At 53.8% G+C, this 16,747-nt stretch carries 16 protein-coding genes; 10 read left to right on the forward strand and 6 right to left on the reverse strand.

Going from position 1 to position 16,747, the window contains the following annotated elements:
* The first annotated feature begins 32 nt into the window (after positions 1–32).
* Positions 33–746 (forward strand): DUF4386 domain-containing protein, encoded by a 714-nt coding sequence (locus DK507_RS02290; RefSeq protein WP_109354499.1) that lies wholly within the window; start codon positions 33–35, stop codon positions 744–746.
* Positions 747–749: 3 nt separating this feature from the next.
* On the opposite strand, the gene DK507_RS18145 is transcribed toward DK507_RS02290, so the two are convergent.
* Complete coding sequence (locus DK507_RS18145) at positions 750–1,379, reverse strand: TetR/AcrR family transcriptional regulator (RefSeq protein ID WP_109354847.1); 630 nt, start codon at positions 1,377–1,379, stop codon at positions 750–752.
* 50 nt (positions 1,380–1,429) lie between these two features.
* Here DK507_RS18145 and DK507_RS02300 point away from each other — a divergent pair, with 50 nt between their 5' ends.
* The 4 genes from DK507_RS02300 (at position 1,430) to DK507_RS02315 (ending at position 4,632) form a co-directional block, all read left to right on the forward strand.
* Entirely contained in the window at positions 1,430–1,798 is a 369-nt protein-coding gene (locus DK507_RS02300; RefSeq protein ID WP_109354500.1) for a hypothetical protein, read from the forward strand.
* Positions 1,799–1,811: 13 nt separating this feature from the next.
* Positions 1,812–3,251, forward strand: coding sequence for a carotenoid oxygenase family protein (locus DK507_RS02305; RefSeq protein ID WP_109354501.1), 1,440 nt, complete (start codon positions 1,812–1,814; stop codon positions 3,249–3,251).
* A 72-nt stretch (positions 3,252–3,323) separates the two neighbouring features.
* Positions 3,324–3,845, forward strand: coding sequence for a hypothetical protein (locus DK507_RS02310; protein ID WP_109354505.1), 522 nt, complete (start codon positions 3,324–3,326; stop codon positions 3,843–3,845).
* 70 nt (positions 3,846–3,915) lie between these two features.
* Complete coding sequence (locus DK507_RS02315) at positions 3,916–4,632, forward strand: SDR family oxidoreductase (protein ID WP_216822317.1); 717 nt, start codon at positions 3,916–3,918, stop codon at positions 4,630–4,632.
* 10 nt (positions 4,633–4,642) lie between these two features.
* On the opposite strand, the gene DK507_RS02320 is transcribed toward DK507_RS02315, so the two are convergent.
* From DK507_RS02320 to DK507_RS02330, 3 genes are all read right to left on the reverse strand, one after another.
* The gene (locus DK507_RS02320; protein WP_254054226.1) at positions 4,643–5,503 is read right to left on the reverse strand and encodes a fatty acid desaturase; all 861 of its coding nucleotides are present in this window, start codon (positions 5,501–5,503) and stop codon (positions 4,643–4,645) included.
* Positions 5,500–5,694 carry a hypothetical protein gene (locus tag DK507_RS02325; RefSeq protein WP_162558808.1) on the reverse strand — a complete coding sequence of 65 codons (195 nt, stop codon included), beginning with the start codon at positions 5,692–5,694 and terminating at the stop codon, positions 5,500–5,502. The genes DK507_RS02320 and DK507_RS02325 overlap by 4 nt, the downstream gene beginning before the upstream one ends.
* Positions 5,695–5,788: 94 nt before the next feature.
* Positions 5,789–8,206 (reverse strand): bifunctional diguanylate cyclase/phosphodiesterase, encoded by a 2,418-nt coding sequence (locus DK507_RS02330; RefSeq protein WP_109354510.1) that lies wholly within the window; start codon positions 8,204–8,206, stop codon positions 5,789–5,791.
* A 331-nt stretch (positions 8,207–8,537) separates the two neighbouring features.
* On the opposite strand from DK507_RS02330, the gene DK507_RS02335 reads away from it, so the two are divergent.
* Genes DK507_RS02335 through DK507_RS02345 form a run of 3 tightly spaced genes read left to right on the forward strand, consistent with a single transcriptional unit; the run spans position 8,538 to position 10,571 of the window.
* Positions 8,538–9,077 (forward strand): acyloxyacyl hydrolase, encoded by a 540-nt coding sequence (locus tag DK507_RS02335; protein WP_109354511.1) that lies wholly within the window; start codon positions 8,538–8,540, stop codon positions 9,075–9,077.
* Positions 9,078–9,108: 31 nt separating this feature from the next.
* On the forward strand, positions 9,109–9,606 hold the full coding sequence (locus tag DK507_RS02340) for a MarR family winged helix-turn-helix transcriptional regulator (protein ID WP_109354512.1): 498 nt from the start codon (positions 9,109–9,111) through the stop codon (positions 9,604–9,606).
* Positions 9,603–10,571: a S41 family peptidase gene (locus DK507_RS02345; protein ID WP_109354513.1), complete on the forward strand. Its 969-nt coding sequence runs from the start codon at positions 9,603–9,605 to the stop codon at positions 10,569–10,571. The genes DK507_RS02340 and DK507_RS02345 overlap by 4 nt, the downstream gene beginning before the upstream one ends.
* A 39-nt stretch (positions 10,572–10,610) precedes the next feature.
* On the opposite strand, the gene rplL is transcribed toward DK507_RS02345, so the two are convergent.
* Positions 10,611–10,985: a 50S ribosomal protein L7/L12 gene (rplL, locus tag DK507_RS02350; protein WP_109354514.1), complete on the reverse strand. Its 375-nt coding sequence runs from the start codon at positions 10,983–10,985 to the stop codon at positions 10,611–10,613.
* A gap of 43 nt (positions 10,986–11,028) precedes the next feature.
* Positions 11,029–11,541, reverse strand: a complete 513-nt coding sequence (gene rplJ / locus DK507_RS02355; RefSeq protein ID WP_109354517.1) for a 50S ribosomal protein L10 — start codon at positions 11,539–11,541, stop codon at positions 11,029–11,031.
* An 813-nt stretch (positions 11,542–12,354) separates the two neighbouring features.
* Between rplJ and DK507_RS02360 the strand changes: the two genes are divergently transcribed.
* Together DK507_RS02360 and DK507_RS02365 are read left to right on the forward strand one after the other, a co-directional pair.
* Entirely contained in the window at positions 12,355–14,871 is a 2,517-nt protein-coding gene (locus DK507_RS02360; protein WP_109354518.1) for a TonB-dependent receptor, read from the forward strand.
* Between the two features lie 194 nt (positions 14,872–15,065).
* Positions 15,066–16,745 carry a sulfatase gene (locus DK507_RS02365; protein WP_109354519.1) on the forward strand — a complete coding sequence of 560 codons (1,680 nt, stop codon included), beginning with the start codon at positions 15,066–15,068 and terminating at the stop codon, positions 16,743–16,745.
* The last annotated feature ends 2 nt before the right edge of the window (positions 16,746–16,747 follow it).

The following is a 16,747-nucleotide window of genomic DNA, read 5'->3' on the forward strand; positions in this document are numbered from 1 at the left end:
ATTAGTGTATTATTTAAGCAATACACCCTGATATGACTGTTTCAACTGAAATTTTGCCGCTCGATCTCCCCCCATTGGCACGAATTGTAGGCGGGTCGCTGTTGGCCACTATCGTTGTTGGAATGGCGGGTGCACTGACTGTCGCTCAGGGCATAGACATAAACCTGTCAGCCGATGTTGTCGCAACGGCACAAAATATGTTGGAAGCCGAAACGCAATTGCGGGCCAAATCCTATATCGCGCTCGTGATGTTCGGCTTGGAAGCCACAATTGGCATAGGGCTGTTTCTGCTCCTGCGACCAGCCGGACAATTGCTGGCCGCCTGGAGTTTGATCGTCAGCATTGCTGCAGCCATTCTATCTTTGCTGGGTGCGGTCTTTAACATGAATGCGGCGGAATTAGCCGGGGATATCGCTTATGCACAGATGGCGAGTGAATCGCAGCGATTGCTACTGACCGGCTTGCAGGCCACCTCGGACTATACATCCTTTCACCTCGCTCTAGTGTTATCGAGCGTGTCCAAGGCAGGCTTTTTCTATCTCTTTTTGAAATCCGGTCTCATCCCCAAGCTGATTGCCGGCTGGGGTCTGTTTGCATCTCTATTCGTATCCACTGCCATCATCTTGCGCGATTTCATTCCGATCATCGGACATAGCAGCGTCACTGCCAGCTTCATGGTATCAAATCTGATCGCCTTGGTGGCAACCGCGCTTTACCTGACCATCAAAGGCGTTCGTACGACCTAGCGGCTATTCCAGACCAAAATCCGCAAGAGTTACAACTTTGCGGATCATATCCGGGTCATATTCCACCTGACCATCGAGGATCAGCATCGCCAGTCCATGAACGAGTGACCAGGCATGAAGCGTTGCCGTCGCCCGATGTTCCGGTGAAATATCTTCCGACATCGTCGCGGCAATGCCGGCACGCAATTGATAGAAGGCCTCACCCATCTTGGTTGGGTTGCCGGCGGCGAGATCCACCTTGCCGACCCGGTCATAGATGAGGCGCACCAGCGCCGGATGCTCGACAGCCCAACGCACGTAAGTGACGCCCATTTCTCCGAACCCTTCCCGGCCGCCACCCACAGATTGCGCTGCCTGCGCTTGATGCGTGCCAAGCTGGTTGAGCGCCTCAAGGGCCAGCGCATCAAGCAAAGCGTCCTTGTTGGGGAAATGCCGGTAGAGCGCTGTGGCGGAAACGCCCAGTTCCCGGGCCAGCGCACGAAGCCCGAGATCAGGATGATTTTGTCCACCGAATTTATCCATGCCCGCCGCAATGGCCGCAGCGCGCAAGTCACCGTGATGATAAGCACCTGATTCCTTGGAGGCGTCCCTAGGAGATTCTTTAATGTTGACACTGTTATCTTTAACGTTCATGTTAACAGCATAAACATTTGGAGTCGGTAAGCCAAGGGGAGTTTGCACCAATGCTGATTTTTGCAATTGCTGCTGCTATCGTCGCAGTTACCGTGGCAGCGGCCCATTACATTCTCGGGCAACGGGCGGTGCTAAAGCCGCTTTTTGCTGAACCAACAGATGGTCTGTTGGCTGCGCCGACGATGCGCCATCTGACATGGGCGATGTTCCAGCTACACTCGCTGGTCTGGGCCAGCCTGGGTATCGTGGTTTTGCTGAACCGGCTTCAGGGCGGCAGCGATCTGATCGGATATCTCGCTATCCTGATTTTCACCGCATCCGGGATTGGAAATTTTGCAGCCCTCCAGCGTCCGCATCCCGGCGGCATATTATTATTTCTCGCAGCGGGAATGACCGCTGCCGATATCTGGTTTAACTAAGAAGGAATTGAACATGGCCAGCGTTATTGAAAATACCATCCGCTCTGCCGTCACACCCGTGATGGGCGCAGTCGCGAATTTCAATCGCAAGCGGATGAAAGCACCGGAAGGCGGGCATCCGTATCTGACCGGTATCCACAAACCGATGACGGAAGAGGTAACCCTCGCCAACCTGCAAGTGGATGGCGAAATTCCTGCACAGCTTGACGGCCGCTATCTGCGCATTGGCCCCAATCCCGTAACCGCGCCCGACGAGGCCAGCTACCACTGGTTCGTGGGCGATGGCATGGCACATGGTATCCGCATCACAGAAGGCAAAGCCGAATGGTATCGCAATCGCTGGATCCGCTCCAACGCTGTGAGTGATGCGCTGGGCGAAGAGCGCAAACCCGGCACCCGCAAACCGCGTACCGACACCGCCAATACCAATATCGTGGAAATTGGCGGCAGAACCTTTGCGATTGTTGAAGCCGGCGGCTTTCCGGTTGAACTGACCGATGAGCTGGAAACGGTTTCTCACAACCCGTTCGATGGCACGCTGCAAAACGCTTTTTCCGCTCATCCGCATTTCGACCCCAAAACCGGTGAGATCCATGCAATCTGCTATGATGCGCCCGTTATGGACACAGTCTGGCATGTGGTGCTGGGACCAGATGGCAAGGTGAAGCGGGAAGAACCCATTCCGGTTAACCAGGGGCCGTCCATCCACGATTGCCAGATCACCGAAAACCATGTGCTGGTCTTTGATCTGCCTGCGACCTTCTCGATGAAGCGCATGCTGGCTGGCTATGCATTCCCCTATGACTGGAACCCCGATCATAAAGCCCGTGTCGGCCTGTGCCCACGCAATGGCTCTGGTGCAGACACAATCTGGTGCGATGTCGATCCCTGCTATGTCTATCACCCGGCCAACGCCTTTGAGACAGACGATGGCAAGGTCATTGTTGATGTGGTCGTGCATGAAAGCACCTATGCCCGCACCACCTTTGGCCCCGGCGGCGAATGGTCACGGCTGGAACGTTGGACCGTTGATCCAATAGCCAAGAAAGTAGCTCGCAAAATACTGAACGACCGCGCCCAGGAATTCCCGCGCTATGACGAACGGCTTACCACCAGCGACTATCGCTATATCTACAGCATCGCTCTCGCCGGTGAACCGGATCAGCTCGACATGGCCGGCAACGAACTGTTCAAACATGATTTGAAAACCGGTGAAACGGCCGTCCGTCACTTTGGTGAAAACCGGCATCCCGGAGAATTTGTTTTTGTGCCGCGGTCTGCTGACAGTGCAGAAGATGATGGCTGGCTGATCGGCCTGGTGATCGACATGAACAACGAGACCACCGAACTACAAATCCTGAAAGCCAATGACTTTACGGGCAATCCGCAAGCGGTCATACAAATACCACATCGCATCCCGCCGGGATTTCATGGCAATTGGGTAGCTGGCTAACAGCAATACTTGACTTAACGCATCGCAAGCTTGAGATGTTTCCCTGATGGAGCGGAATGTCAGGAGTTTGCTATGGTCACCTTTGTCTCGAAAAAACAGATGTTGCTCTGGGTCTTACTGGGATTCGGTCTGATCGCAGCAACTTCCGCACAGGCAGCGGCCGGGTATCCGTCCGGCCATACCGCTCTGGAAGTCTGGGACGCCGATGGGCAGGCCAATGCGCCGCAATGGGTGCAGGTGTGGCTGATGATCATGCTGGCCAGCTTTGCGCTTGGTCTGTTGTTTGTCTGGAAACGCGTCGAAGCCCGCTGGGTTGTCGGCGGCTTCATTACCAGTCTGCTCGTCAGCGGTTTTGCGATACCGACACTGGGGCTTGTGCCGTTGTCCGGACTGATTGCCTTGATGCATCTGATCTTTTGGTCGCCGGCTTTGTATCTTCTGCTCAAAAACCGGCCATTTATGAAAGAGCGGTCCTTATATGGCTTTTGGACAGGCCTGATCACGGCCGTGATCCTGTTCTCGTTCATCTTCGATATCCGCGATGCCGCGATTTATCTCGACCATATGACGGGAATAGGGATGCTCTCGGCCTAGCAAAAACACCGATTGCTCACTGACCGCTAGTAACCGACACTCGGTTCCAAACAGCGGTCAGGAGATGGATATGAGAACGGTAATTGTCACTGGCGCATCCAGCGGCATCGGCGAAGCTACTGCCCGTAAATTGGTGCAGTCCGGGTATAATGTCATGCTCGCCGCCCGGCGAACAGACCGATTGCAAGCAATTGTCGAAGAGCTGGGAGAGCAGGCCGCCTTTCATGCAACTGATGTCAGAAGCCGTGAAGATCAGGACGCTTTGGCTACCGCGACGATCAAAAGGTTTGGACAGGTCGATGCACTGATATGCAATGCTGGCATCATGCCAGTGTCGCTCATTCAAAAGGGCCATGTCGAAGACTGGGACCGGATGATCGACGTCAACCTGCGCGGCGTGCTTTATGGCATTAACGCCGTGCTGCCAGCGATGGTCGAACGCAAGGACGGGCATATTATCATCATTTCCTCTATCGCGGCGCTAGAGACCTTTCCCTCCAGCGCCGTCTATTCCGCGACCAAGTCTGGCGTACGGTCAATGAGCGATACGCTGCGCAAGGAAATGACCGCCCATGGCGTGCGCGTCACGACTATTTTCCCCGGCGGCGTCAAGACAGAGTTGGGCACTAGCATCAAGGATGAATCGGTCTTGGAAATGATGGGCGGCGTGTTCAATTTCGAGTTTCTCGAACCGGAAAACCTGGCCGACAGTGTCGCCTATGTGCTCGAACAGCCGCCTTCTGTCTGTATCGGAGAACTGATGATCCGCCCGACCGGTCAGGCCTGATCCGGGGCGTCTAAATCCCCTCCAGCCGGCAGTCACGCTGCTCCAATATATGCCGCATTTCGCGATAGGCGCGCGGCGTATCAGTTAGCGGAATATAGGGATGGAGATGATGCACGATGTGATATTGCATGCCCATCGAGCCGATATTGCCCCATGTGCTTTTGAAAGCGCGGGTGTCGCGATAGCGGCCGGACTTGTCCGCTGGATGATGAGGTGCCCAGCTTAAGAAAAACTGGATATAGGTAAGGCCGATTTGCCGGGGCAACCACCACAGCAAGGCAGCCTCGGGTGCGTAACCAGACCAGGCCAGTGCGATCAATATTCCATAATGGGCGATCTGATACAGAGCGCCGTCAATCAACACATCCGGGCGGCCAATGTCTTGCAGAACATCCCCATATTTATTGAACCCGCCCTCTGCTCCAGGCTGGCGGTTCTGGATGGACTTCCAGATGGCATGCCACGGTCCCCGCGCCTTGCTGCTAATATCAGGATCAAGCGCCGGGTCATTGGCATGCAGATGATGCTGGATATGGGTCAGTTTGGCTACGCGATAGGGCAGCACCAGCGGTATGGTTGACACATGTCCGACCAGTTCGTTGAGCCAGCGCCATTTGGTGCCCTTGCGTCCTATAATATCGTGCTGTGCCTCATGCGACGGCAGATAACAGAGCATCACGTTTAACGTGGCAATGATAAAACCGAGCCAAAGCGGCATGACACCCAAAAACACCAACGGCCAAAGCGATAGCCAGACGAGTAAATTACCCAATCCCCATGCCACCGCTTCCCACGGCAAGCGGTCGGCATATTTGCGGGCAATTGCCTGTTCCTGCTTGCGCAGGTCTTTTTCGGTCAGGGTCGCGCTCATATCCAGCGGCCCTTGATTTGTGCAAAAGCACCCCATGCGCCGCCGATGATCAAGCCCAGTGTCAGCGGGGCAAGCCCTAGCGGCGCCTGCCAGCCGAGCATCTGCATGATCTGCGCGAGCAATGGACCCAGAAATCCGATGCCGAAAATCAGCGGCATAAAATGGAGGATGTTTTTCAAAACAAATTGCACGATGCGTTCCTCTTCAGAAACAAATATTACCGCAGCAACGCAAAACAATCAAATATTTACAATATTGTCAGTAGCGGGGCCAGACTGACTGGCTCTACCCCGCCTTTCTTTGCTGGGCTTTTCGTGGTGTTTTGCAACGCTTTGATTTGGTGCTTTTTTGCTCGCCAATCTCGCTGGCCTCCGCCCCTGCCGCTGATGCTGATGCTGTTTCTACCCGGCCTTCCACATTTGCCGCCGGCATCGCCTTGCTGAACAAATAGCCCTGTACCTGCACGCAGCCCTCCTCTTTCAGCTGGCTGAGCTGATCACTGCGTTCAACCCCTTCGGCGGTCGTCACCATACCGAGACTGGAAGCGAGGCCGGTCACCGCGCGAATAATCGCCCGACAGTCTTCGCGGCTGTCAACTTCCTCCACAAAACACCGGTCGATCTTGATCTTGTCAAACGGAAAGCTCCGCAGATAGTTGAGCGAGCTGTAGCCGGTACCGAAATCATCCAGCGCAATACGTACACCCAGAGAACGGATTTTATGGAGCAGCTCCACGTTGGACTGGTTGTCATTCATCAACACCGATTCCGTGATCTCAAGCTCCAGCCGGTGCGGTGCCACTCCGGTTGCCGCCAGGGCATTGATAATCGTCGGGATAAGATTCGGGCTGCGCATCTGGGCCGGGGACAGGTTGACGGCAACGCTGAGATGCTCTGGCCATTTTGCAACTTCGTACAAAGCTGACCGAACAACCCATTCGCCAAGCTGGACGATCAAACCGGTATCCTCGGCCACCGGAATGAATACATCCGGCATTATCAGGCCTTTTTCGCTATGATGCCAGCGCAGTAAAGCTTCGTAACCGATTGTCTCGTTGGTCTCGATATTCACCAGTGGCTGATAGTAAAGTTCCAGCTCGTTGCGTTTCAGTGCAGCCCGCAAGTCCATTTCGATATTGCGCCGGTCCTGCACTGCTTCGTGCATCGATCTTTCAAACAGGGAAGCGCAGCCGCGGCCATTTTCCTTCGCATTATATAGCGCGATGTCAGCATGCTTTATCAATTCCTCGCCGTCATTGCCGCAATCCGGCGCCACCGCAATCCCGATACTGACACCCGTGGCAACCGGCTGTCCTTCCACCATCACTGGTTCCGAGATTTTATCGATAATATTCGCCGCAACCTGCATGACATCCTCATATGAGCCGACATTGCGCAAAGAGATCGCAAACTCGTCACCGCCGAGACGCGCGACAACATCTTCAATACCGATGTTGTTTTCCAAGCGGTTGGCCACCGCCTTCAGAACAAGATCTCCGGCGCCATGTCCCAATGTGTCATTGATTGTTTTGAAATGATCGAGATCGAGATACAGGACAGCCAGTTTCTGGTCATTCTTCATCCGCCCGATTGAGCGTTGCAAAGATTGATTAAACAGAGCTCGGTTCGGCAGATCGGTCAAGCTGTCAAAATGGGCGAGATGGGCAACACGGGCTTCTGCCTTCTTGGCGCTGGTAATATCAGCTGCGACGCCGCGTATATGGCTGCTTTCCCCGTCCGCGGTCTTAATGCGCCGGCCGGATAGTCGCCACCAGCATTCTTCTCCGCCGAGCTTGATCGGTACATGGATATCACGGAAGGCTTTTCCAGACGCCAAAGACTGGGCAAGCTGGTTGCGCTCCATGGAGTCTTCGAACAGATCAACAAGCGGTAAATCACGCAATTCGCTTATTTCCATGTCCACTGCTGTAGCAAAGCGAGCCGATGGGTTGACGATCAAATGATCACCATTCACTTCCCACAGCCAGTCAGAACTCTGTTCGGCATAATCGTGGAGCAAAAGCCGGACAGTTTCCGCTGCGTCCTTTTGCTTCGCCGCATGCAAATGGCGCTGCACAAAATTGAAGAAAAACATCCGGTAGATATAGTCGATGCAGAGCGCAAAAAAGATCAACAGTATTGCTGTACTTATACCGCCATATCCCTTTGCCGCGATAAATGCGCCTGCATAACATATTGTGGTAATGGACAGGTTATAGGTTTGCGCTCGCGGAACACTGCCAAAAACAAATCCGCCAACAACCAGGGCGCCCATGGCAAGTATTGCAATGTCGAGATTGTAGGGGATCTGCCCAAAAGCAAACGGGATCGCCAGCACACACGAAAACGCGATACTACTGATGATACTTTCGGTATGGATGTTTTTGATCGCTACCTTGTAGTCTGCGGTGTCAGGGTCCAATGCCGCCTGCCGGAGAAAATTACGAACACTCACAAAAGCGGAGATGGCGACATAGAAACAGGCTGTCGCAATGAAGCCTACCTCCGCATAGGAGAATAGCAGAACCATGGCATAGACAGTCAGGGGCAACGCTATCAGCGCCCCGATACGCGATATCTGTCCGAAAGATTTCAGCTGCTCACGAGCGACGAGTTCTGTCGTTTCATGATCGGCATTGATCTTGAAATTCCAGACCTTCTTCTGCATCCCCAGCAAACGCTGTAATGTAATTGTCTCTCCCATATGCGCGCCCTGATTTACTCAATGTTACAAATTATGGCAGGACATTAGATTAGGAGAGTTTGCATAAAGTTAATGAGGAATAATATCCTTTTATCTAAGTGACTTGTGCTTGATATCAGGAGTAGAAATCTTCCTATAAACATTGGTGATCAGGCAATGGTTTCCGCCCCGCGCGCCTCATTCCTCCGCCGCCAAGCCGTTAAGGTCTCTCAACCCAACTGACCCAATAGGAGACTGGGGCTCGGGCTTGCTTCCCTAAATGCAGAACCAATTCTATAGCTTTGATGGATAGTCCGCGATCGGGCGTCAAGCGGCAACGGGGGCCGTATTTATGAAACGTTTTTACATATCGGTTTTGACCACCTTTGCTTGGTTCGCAGCCACACAACCCGCTGCAGCGCAGGAGATATTTATCGGGCTAGCCGCCCATGAAGTTGATACCCCCCTATCCTTTGAAATCGGAGAAGAAGGTGTAAATTTCCAAGCCGGTTATCGCGGCAAGCGCATAGAGGCCTTGTCCGTCATCGGTGCGCCTTCGCCTTATGTTTTTGCATCGATCAACAGTACCGGTGACACCAGTTTCGTAGCGGCGGGTTTGAGCTGGAAAATCGGCAAAAAAATATACCTGCGCCCCGGGATCGGCATTGCCATTCATGATGGCCCATCCTTGCGCTTTGCAGCGGATGGCTCGCAAACCCAATTGGGGTCGCGTATATTATTCGAGCCAGAACTGGCAGCTGGCGTGCAATTGTCGGAGCGTGTCGATCTGGAAGCAAGCTGGGTTCATGTCAGCCATGCGCAGCTGTTCAACCGCAATCAAAACCCCGGCCTAGACATCGTCGGCCTGCGGTTGGTGATCAAACTGCCTTGACATTCCAGAATATATGTAACAACTTACATATATGGAAAATGACTATCTCCGCGACGCAGGAATAAAGACACTTGGCACGCGCATCAGACGCCTGTTTGAACGGCTGAACAGTAATGTGACCGAAGTTTACCGCCGCGAGCTGGACTTTGAACAACGCTGGTTTGCACTCGGTATGCTGCTCGACGAGCACGGCCCGATGAACAGCCGTGATGCGACAAAAATGCTCGGCCAAAGCCATGTGGCAATGGTTCAGGTTGTGCGCGCCATGGAAAAAGCAGGTCTGTTGGAGCGCAAGACAGACACAAACGATGCGCGCAGCAAGATACTCCACCTGACCCCCACCGGTGCCGAAAAGCTGGAGCAGGTATCGGCAATATCCCGCGTGGTGGATCAGGCCGCCGAAGCATTATTGATGGAAGCGGCGCCCGATTTTCTCAAGCAACTAGACGCGCTGGATGACGCGCTCGACCGGCTGAGCTTTGCTGAGCGTATTGAAACAGCATTCACCGATGGAGACAAAGACCCATGATATCAGCATTCCTATTGTCACTGCAGCCAATACCGGCAGATTGCACCGAAGAACGGGCCGCAGTCGCCGAAATGGCAGAGGCGATCGACCGCAAATATGTTCTTGCCGATGTTGCAACCCGCTCGGCCGCCGCAGTCAGGAAAAAACTGCACGAAGGCACTTTCTATCAACATTGTACCGATAGCGAGGCCTTTGCAAAGCACATGACCAAACAATTGCGCGCTATTCTAAACGACGGCCATGTCTTCGTTGAATATGCTCCGAATTCCTCTCAGGCCGGAGAAGATGACTGGCTGGAAGAATGGAGAGATGGTGCACCGGCCAGAGGATTTGGTGTCAAACAGGTAGAGCGGTTAAAAGGTAATATTTCCTATCTTCACCTGACTGATTTCTATGAGTTTTCAACGGCCGAAAAAGCAATAACGGCTGCCTTTGAACTGGTGAGCAGCAGCGATGGCCTGATACTCGATCTGCGCAACAATCCCGGCGGATCTCCGGAAACCGAATGGCCCGTACAATGGACCTTTATGGCACCGGGTTCGACAATGCCGCTGCACCGCGAAACCCGCCATGGTAAAAAGCCGGATACGAAAGAACCGGCTCTGCAATGGCCGCGATACGGAGCCGAACGGCCGCTCGCCATCATTGTCGATAAAAGCACATTTTCCGCACCAGAGGCCGTTGCCTATTCGCTGCAGGCACAGGGACGAGCGATTGTCTTTGGCTCTCCAAGCGGCGGCGGAGCGCATATGCTGGGCGATGCTGTGCCCCTAACCGGTGGCTGGCATATCGTGATCCCGGAAACCAGGCCCTATAGTCCCCATACCGGCGGAAATTGGGAGGGGACCGGAGTGACTCCCGATATCGAAACAACAAAGGAAGATGCTGTCGATACCACACAAAAATGGATTGCAAGGAAGCTGGAATCAAAAAGGGCGGCTTCCAAAACGGAAACCGCCCCTTGATCTTGTCAATAAGCCGTTCGGCTTATTTCGGTGAACCTATTACTTGAGTTCAACCGTACCGCCAGCTGCTTCGATCTTGGATTTGATCTCTTCAGCTTCTGCTTTGTTAACGCCTTCCTTGATTGGCTTAGGCGCGCCTTCGACCAAGGCTTTCGCGTCGGTCAGGCCAAGAGCGGTGATCGCACGAACTTCTTTAATCACCTGGATTTTCTTGCCGCCGTCGCCGGTCAGAACGACGTCAAACTCGTCTTTCTCTTCAGCAGCCGCTTCGCCGCCACCAGCAGCTGGGCCGGCAACTGCAACAGCAGCTGCAGCAGATACGCCCCACTCTTCTTCCAGGGCTTTGGACAGTTCAGCCGCTTCCATAACGGTCAGTTTCGATAGTTCTTCAACCAATTTAGCAATATCAGCCATTTTTAATATACTCCAAATTTCTAATCAATTATTTCGGAAAAAATTATTCACCCGAAGCGGCATAAGCGCCGACTACGCGTGCAAGGGCTCCAGCTGGTTCTTTGACAACCCGCGCGATTTTCGTTTGTGGTGCAACAAGCAGACCAACAATCGTACCGCGAAGTTCATCAAGAGAAGGCATGGAGGCCAGAGATTTAACGCCAGCTTCGTCCAGAAGGGTGTCACCCATTGCACCGCCAACGATTTCCAGTTTATCGTTAGACTTTGCAAATTCGACTGCGATTTTCGCAGCCGCCACCGGATCATCCGATGTGGCAAGAGCGACCGGGCCGGACAGCATATCTGCTATCGGGGCATAGTCGGTTCCTTCCAGAGCGCGTTTGGCAAGGCGGTTTTTTGAGACTTTGAAGCCTGCACCAGCTTCACGCATCTTTCCGCGGAGATCCGTGGACTCTGCCACGGTAAGACCCAGATTGCGTGTCACCACAACAACCCCGGCTTCCTTGAAAGTCGCGTTCAGCGCAGCAACGGCTTCGGTCTTTTGACCACGATCCATATTTTGCTCCTTCACGTGGATTGCGTTTTTGAAGCACAATCCGCTTTCTTAAATACCATCATTCCAGCACAAACCGGTATGACGAGCGAAAGAAATGATCGAAACCATTCCTATATTATCCGAAGGGGGGTTTTGGTTGCTTGATCGCGCCAGAAAACGCTGATTGCAAACCCGTGAGTGTCCTCACGAAAAAACTGATCCCCGTCTAGGCTGGAAATTAAGAGAGGCAAATTCCCCTCACCGGCTGTCTCGGACGGAAATTGTGATTCTTTGCAGAACCGCAATTTGTGGAGAGCGCTCTAGCGTGATGGGCGAATATGTCAACAAGGAAGCAAAAGAAATGGTGCGAAGTGCAGTCCTTCGAGAACGGGTCTCAGGTGTGATTTTCCCTGTTCTATGGGAACTTACAGGGAAATTTCGGTATTTTCGACGGATTCCGCCATTCTCGGCTAACCGAACGCCAGTATTTCTGCGCGATACAGGTAAGAATTCCCTAAACTAAAGAACAGGGAAAAGCTAGTCACCCTCACATCTTGGCGGAGATCACTGGACTGATGGAACTGTAGCTATGTTAGTCGAAACGCGACTTCTCACTCTCTTTCAGCAATGACTGCTTTATCCCGAAAACGGACATTCGACGTCATTGATAAACCAGTCAGGCAATTCGATGTTCCCTGAAATTCGCCGCGATTGATTTTTGGCCATCAAGTGCACTTTTCCGTCCTTGTTGACAGACTCAATATATCGGCACTATATGTGCCAACTAGATATGGCACTTTAGATGCCATAAGATGATTGTTGGGAGAAGAAGCCATGAAATTTGCAAGGAAACTGGTGATTGCCGGACTGTGCAGCACTGCAATGACGATGCCCGCAACCGCACAGGAGCAGGACGGTGCGGAAACAGATGACGGCAACATCATTATCGTGACGGCCACACGCCGGGCGCAGGATGTGCAGGATATTCCGATCGCGGTGACCGCAGTGGGTTCGGCGCAGCTCGATGCTCAGGGAGTTGTCGACGTCACCGACCTGGGCAGTGTCGCGCCCAGCTTCAATGTTTCGCAAGCGCAGGCTGCTTCCAATGGGGTCGTGCTGCGCATTCGCGGTGTTGGCACCACGTCCAACAATATCGGGTTCGAAAGTGCGGTGGGCGTTTTCATTGATGGAGCCTACCAATCACGCCCCGGAGTGGCGCTGTCAGAGTTTGTCGATGTGGAACGCGTCGAAGTGCTCCGCGGACCGCAAGGAACGCTGTTTGGCCGGAACACTTCGGCTGGCGCGCTCAATGTCATCAATCGCCGCCCTGATCTGGATGAATTTGGCGGTTTTGCAAATGCTGGATATGGCAATTTTGATCAGTTCAACCTGCAAGGCGCGATTAATGTGCCGTTGGTTCAAGACTCGCTAGCTTTGCGCCTGACCGGTGCCTATCGCAAGCGCGACGGCTTCATCACAGTCCTCGACGGGAACGGCGCAGAGATCGACGAGACAAACGATGTCGACCGTTATCTGGTGCGCGGGCAGTTAGGTTTTGCAACCGACGGCGGCATCGAAGGCCGCCTTATTGCAGACTACTCCAAAGACACGAGCTCCTGCTGCGGAGCAGTCGAGCTGTTGCGTTCCCCGATTGAAAGCGCCGGCCTGTTTAACCTTGTCGGGCTGGGGCCGCGTGGCGGGATGTCATCGCCGGTTGTGGCAAATAATCCATCCGATCAATCAACTGCGCAGCAGGCGCTCGACAATCGCATTGTTACTTTAAACCGCGCACCAACGGCAGATGTCGAGAATTGGGGCATTACCGGCGAGATTGAGGTACCCATCAGCGACAATGTGGATCTGATTTACATCGGATCATATCGTGAATATGAAGCGAATGAGTCTTTTGACTCAGACTTTTCCGGACTCGATGTTTTCGAGGTCGTCAACAACACTACCACGATCGACACGATGACTCATGAGCTGCGATTGCAGGGCGATGCCTTAGGCGGCCGGCTCGACTGGTTGATTGGTGCGTTCTATTCGGACGAAGACATTCTGAGCAGCCCGGTCCTGGCGCTGGGACAGGACTACGGTGAGCTTGTCGGTGCAACCTTATTCGGCCCTACTGGCGGCATGTTCGGTGCCAATCCGCTCACGGTACTGTCTGGTGGTTTCGACCCGTCGACGACGATAACGAACAATTTGTTCGGCCAGTCCAGCGAGAGTTTCTCGGTCTTCACTCATAATGTCTTTGCTGTGACTGACCGGCTCGATCTGACCCTTGGTCTCAGATACTCTGATGAAACGAAGGACGGGTTCTTTGCGCAGCCATCGAATACCAATCCGGTTTGTTCGTCGCTTGCCGCCCGAGCTGCGGCCGGAGCGATTCCTCCAGCCTTGGTAGGACCAGTCATCGGTTTGGGCTGCTTCCCTCTCACGGCACCGGCGGATTTGCCGCAATCGGTGGCCCTGCCGTTGCCGCAGACCTTCAATACCGCCTTTAAGGATGACGAGCTGATCTATACAGCCAAGCTTGGCTATGAATTCGACAATGTGAATCTCTACGCCAGTTACACACATGGCTATAAGTCCGGTGGCATCAACCTTGATGCGACAGCCGGGGTAAACGCTTCCAACCCGACATTCGCCTCTGAAGAAGTGGACGCCTATGAGATCGGTCTGAAAGGCCGTTTCCTCAATGGCGACATCACCGCCAACCTCGCAGTCTTCCATCAGGATTTCAGCGATTTTCAGGTTCTCGAGTTCACCGGAACGCAGTTTCAGAGCTTCAACGTGCCCAAGGTGAAGAGTACGGGCATTGAACTGGAGGCGGTCCTGCGGCCTACCGACGGGCTCACGATCAACACATCATTGGCCTATACCGATGCGCGTTATCCCAATGACTGTGCTCCGGATACGGCGGCGCTGTCGATCCGCAATCTGTGCGGGTTCAGCCTGACCAATGCGCCTGATATCGTCGCCATTGTCGGGGCGAATTACGATATACCGCTCACCGGTTCGGTCGACCTGTTCCTCAATGGTCAGATCCGCACAGTCAGCGACAGCCGGACGTCCACACAGGGCCGCACAGTACCCACCACGGCAGCGGCGCTGGGAACGACATCGCTACTGCCATTCGACGTTCAGGATGGTTACACGACAATCAACCTGCGGGTCGGAATCAAGCAAGCCGAGGGTGGCTGGGCGATTGAGGCATGGGCGACCAATCTCACCAACGAGATTGCGCGCGGCGTTACCTTCAACACTGCGCTCCGCAGCGGATCGCGGTCCGCCTTCATATCTCAGGAGCCGCGCATGTATGGCGTCACTCTTCGAGGCGAGTTCTAGGTTTTGATCCTTCTCTCCCGTTGGATCACAAGAGGCAGGCAGCTTGGGGAGTTGCCTGCCTCATTTTTTCGAGCAGGAGGCGCATGCTTCCTTTGCTCGTTTGGCGCCCGGACCACAGTCTCTTTTCCTATGGGATATCGGGATGGCAAGTTTTGATATAGGAACAGGTTTGTGGGGAGGTTAAAAGGAAGATCATGAAATACTGGAAGAAAATAACCCTCGTCTTGCTAATCACCCTGATTGGCCTTGGCGTGATCGGCTATCTCAACCGCACATCGCTAATGCTCGCATATATAAAAAACTTTACGCATCCCAAGGTTGCCGCCAACCGGCCAATTAAATGGGCGCAAGGTCCGAAAACCGTATCCCTATCCTCCTCGGAACGCCCTCCCAACATTATCTTCATTCTCGCCGATGACCTTGGCATCAATGACATTTCCACCTTTGGCGGCGGGGTCGCCGGTGGCCGCGTACCTACGCCCCATATCGACAGGCTTGCTGCCGATGGTGCGATTTTCAGTCAGGCCTATGCCGGCAATGCCACCTGCGCACCATCTCGCGCAATGCTGATGACGGGCCGCTATCCAACGCGTACGGGCTTTGAGTTTACACCCACTCCGCCGGGCATGGGGCGCATGGTGAGTGCGATCAGCGGCGAAATGGACAGCGGATTGCCTCCTCCCGAATATAATCAAGCTGCTGACAATGCGGTTCCCTATGAAGGTATGGGGCTGCCGGGGAGCGAGATCACCATCGCCGAGCTGCTAAAAGAACAGGGCTATCACACCGCCCATATCGGCAAATGGCATCTGGGCAGAAACGCGGAAATGAATCCGCTGGCACAGGGGTTTGACGAAAGCTTGCTGATGGCCAGTGGACTGTTTCTGGAGGAAGGTGATCCAGACGGGGTTGAAGCAAAACTAGACTTTGACCCGATCGACAAATTCCTGTGGGCAGGCATGCAATATGCGGCTTCCTTTCACAATGATGGTTTTGATGATGCGGATCGGTTCAAACCCGGCGGTTACCTGACCGACTGGTGGACGGACGAATCTCTTAAAGTCATCGAAGCGAACAAGAACCGGCCGTTCTTCCTGTATCTGGCGCATTGGGGTGTGCACACGCCGCTGCAGGCAACAAAGGCGGACTATGAAGCGGTTGGTAATATCAAACCGCATCGGCTGCGTGTCTATGCCGCCATGGTTCGGTCACTCGATCGCAGCGTTGGCCGGATCATGGAGAAACTGGAAGAAGAAGGCTTGGCGGACAACACCATCATAGTCTTTTCGAGCGATAATGGCGGAGCGGGCTATATTGGTCTGCCAGAGGTCAATGCGCCCTATCGCGGTTGGAAAATCACGCTCTTTGAAGGCGGCATTCGGGCACCCATGTTTATCAAATGGCCCAACCGGATTAAGCCGGGCACCCGCGTGGATACGCCGGTGGCGCATATCGACGTGATGCCGACACTGGCGGCGGCCGGTGGTGCGACCCTGCCAGACAGCGTAGTCATTGACGGAAAAAACATGCTCCCCGCCGCAACCGGGACCGGAACCATCTCTCGGCCCAATGATGCGATATTCTGGCAAAGCGGTTATTATCAGGTGGTGCGCGCCGGGAACTGGAAGCTGCAGGTGAATGGAAAGCAGGAGAAAAACTGGCTTTTCAACCTGGCCAATGATCCGACGGAACAGAATAACCTAGCGGAGAAGAACCCTGCCAAACTGGCTGAACTGAAACAGCTGCTCGCCGATCATCACAAGGGTCGCAAGCCGCCGCTCTATGCCTATAATCTGGAAAACCCGATAGCGATTGACAAAACCCGCGCCGAAAAAGCCGAGGCGAGTGATGAATATATCTTCTGGCCGAATTAGAA

The organism is Sphingorhabdus sp. EL138 (assembly GCF_900258045.1).
Taxonomy (GTDB): domain Bacteria; phylum Pseudomonadota; class Alphaproteobacteria; order Sphingomonadales; family Sphingomonadaceae; genus Parasphingorhabdus.

Bases quoted from the DNA above. Each gene is read 5' to 3' on its own strand.
- rplJ (WP_109354517.1), bottom strand. From the start codon at position 11,541: ATGGATCGTGGTCAAAAGACCGAAGCCGTTGCTGCGCTGAACGCGACT.
- DK507_RS02335 (WP_109354511.1), top strand. From the start codon at position 8,538: ATGAAACGTTTTTACATATCGGTTTTGACCACCTTTGCTTGGTTCGCA.
- DK507_RS02315 (WP_216822317.1), top strand. From the start codon at position 3,916: ATGAGAACGGTAATTGTCACTGGCGCATCCAGCGGCATCGGCGAAGCT.
- DK507_RS02360 (WP_109354518.1), top strand. From the start codon at position 12,355: ATGAAATTTGCAAGGAAACTGGTGATTGCCGGACTGTGCAGCACTGCA.
- rplL (WP_109354514.1), bottom strand. From the start codon at position 10,985: ATGGCTGATATTGCTAAATTGGTTGAAGAACTATCGAAACTGACCGTT.
- DK507_RS02320 (WP_254054226.1), bottom strand. From the start codon at position 5,503: ATGAGCGCGACCCTGACCGAAAAAGACCTGCGCAAGCAGGAACAGGCA.
- DK507_RS02365 (WP_109354519.1), top strand. From the start codon at position 15,066: ATGAAATACTGGAAGAAAATAACCCTCGTCTTGCTAATCACCCTGATT.
- DK507_RS18145 (WP_109354847.1), bottom strand. From the start codon at position 1,379: ATGAACGTTAAAGATAACAGTGTCAACATTAAAGAATCTCCTAGGGAC.
- DK507_RS02345 (WP_109354513.1), top strand. From the start codon at position 9,603: ATGATATCAGCATTCCTATTGTCACTGCAGCCAATACCGGCAGATTGC.
- DK507_RS02290 (WP_109354499.1), top strand. From the start codon at position 33: ATGACTGTTTCAACTGAAATTTTGCCGCTCGATCTCCCCCCATTGGCA.
- DK507_RS02305 (WP_109354501.1), top strand. From the start codon at position 1,812: ATGGCCAGCGTTATTGAAAATACCATCCGCTCTGCCGTCACACCCGTG.
- DK507_RS02310 (WP_109354505.1), top strand. From the start codon at position 3,324: ATGGTCACCTTTGTCTCGAAAAAACAGATGTTGCTCTGGGTCTTACTG.
- DK507_RS02330 (WP_109354510.1), bottom strand. From the start codon at position 8,206: ATGGGAGAGACAATTACATTACAGCGTTTGCTGGGGATGCAGAAGAAG.
- DK507_RS02340 (WP_109354512.1), top strand. From the start codon at position 9,109: ATGGAAAATGACTATCTCCGCGACGCAGGAATAAAGACACTTGGCACG.
- DK507_RS02300 (WP_109354500.1), top strand. From the start codon at position 1,430: ATGCTGATTTTTGCAATTGCTGCTGCTATCGTCGCAGTTACCGTGGCA.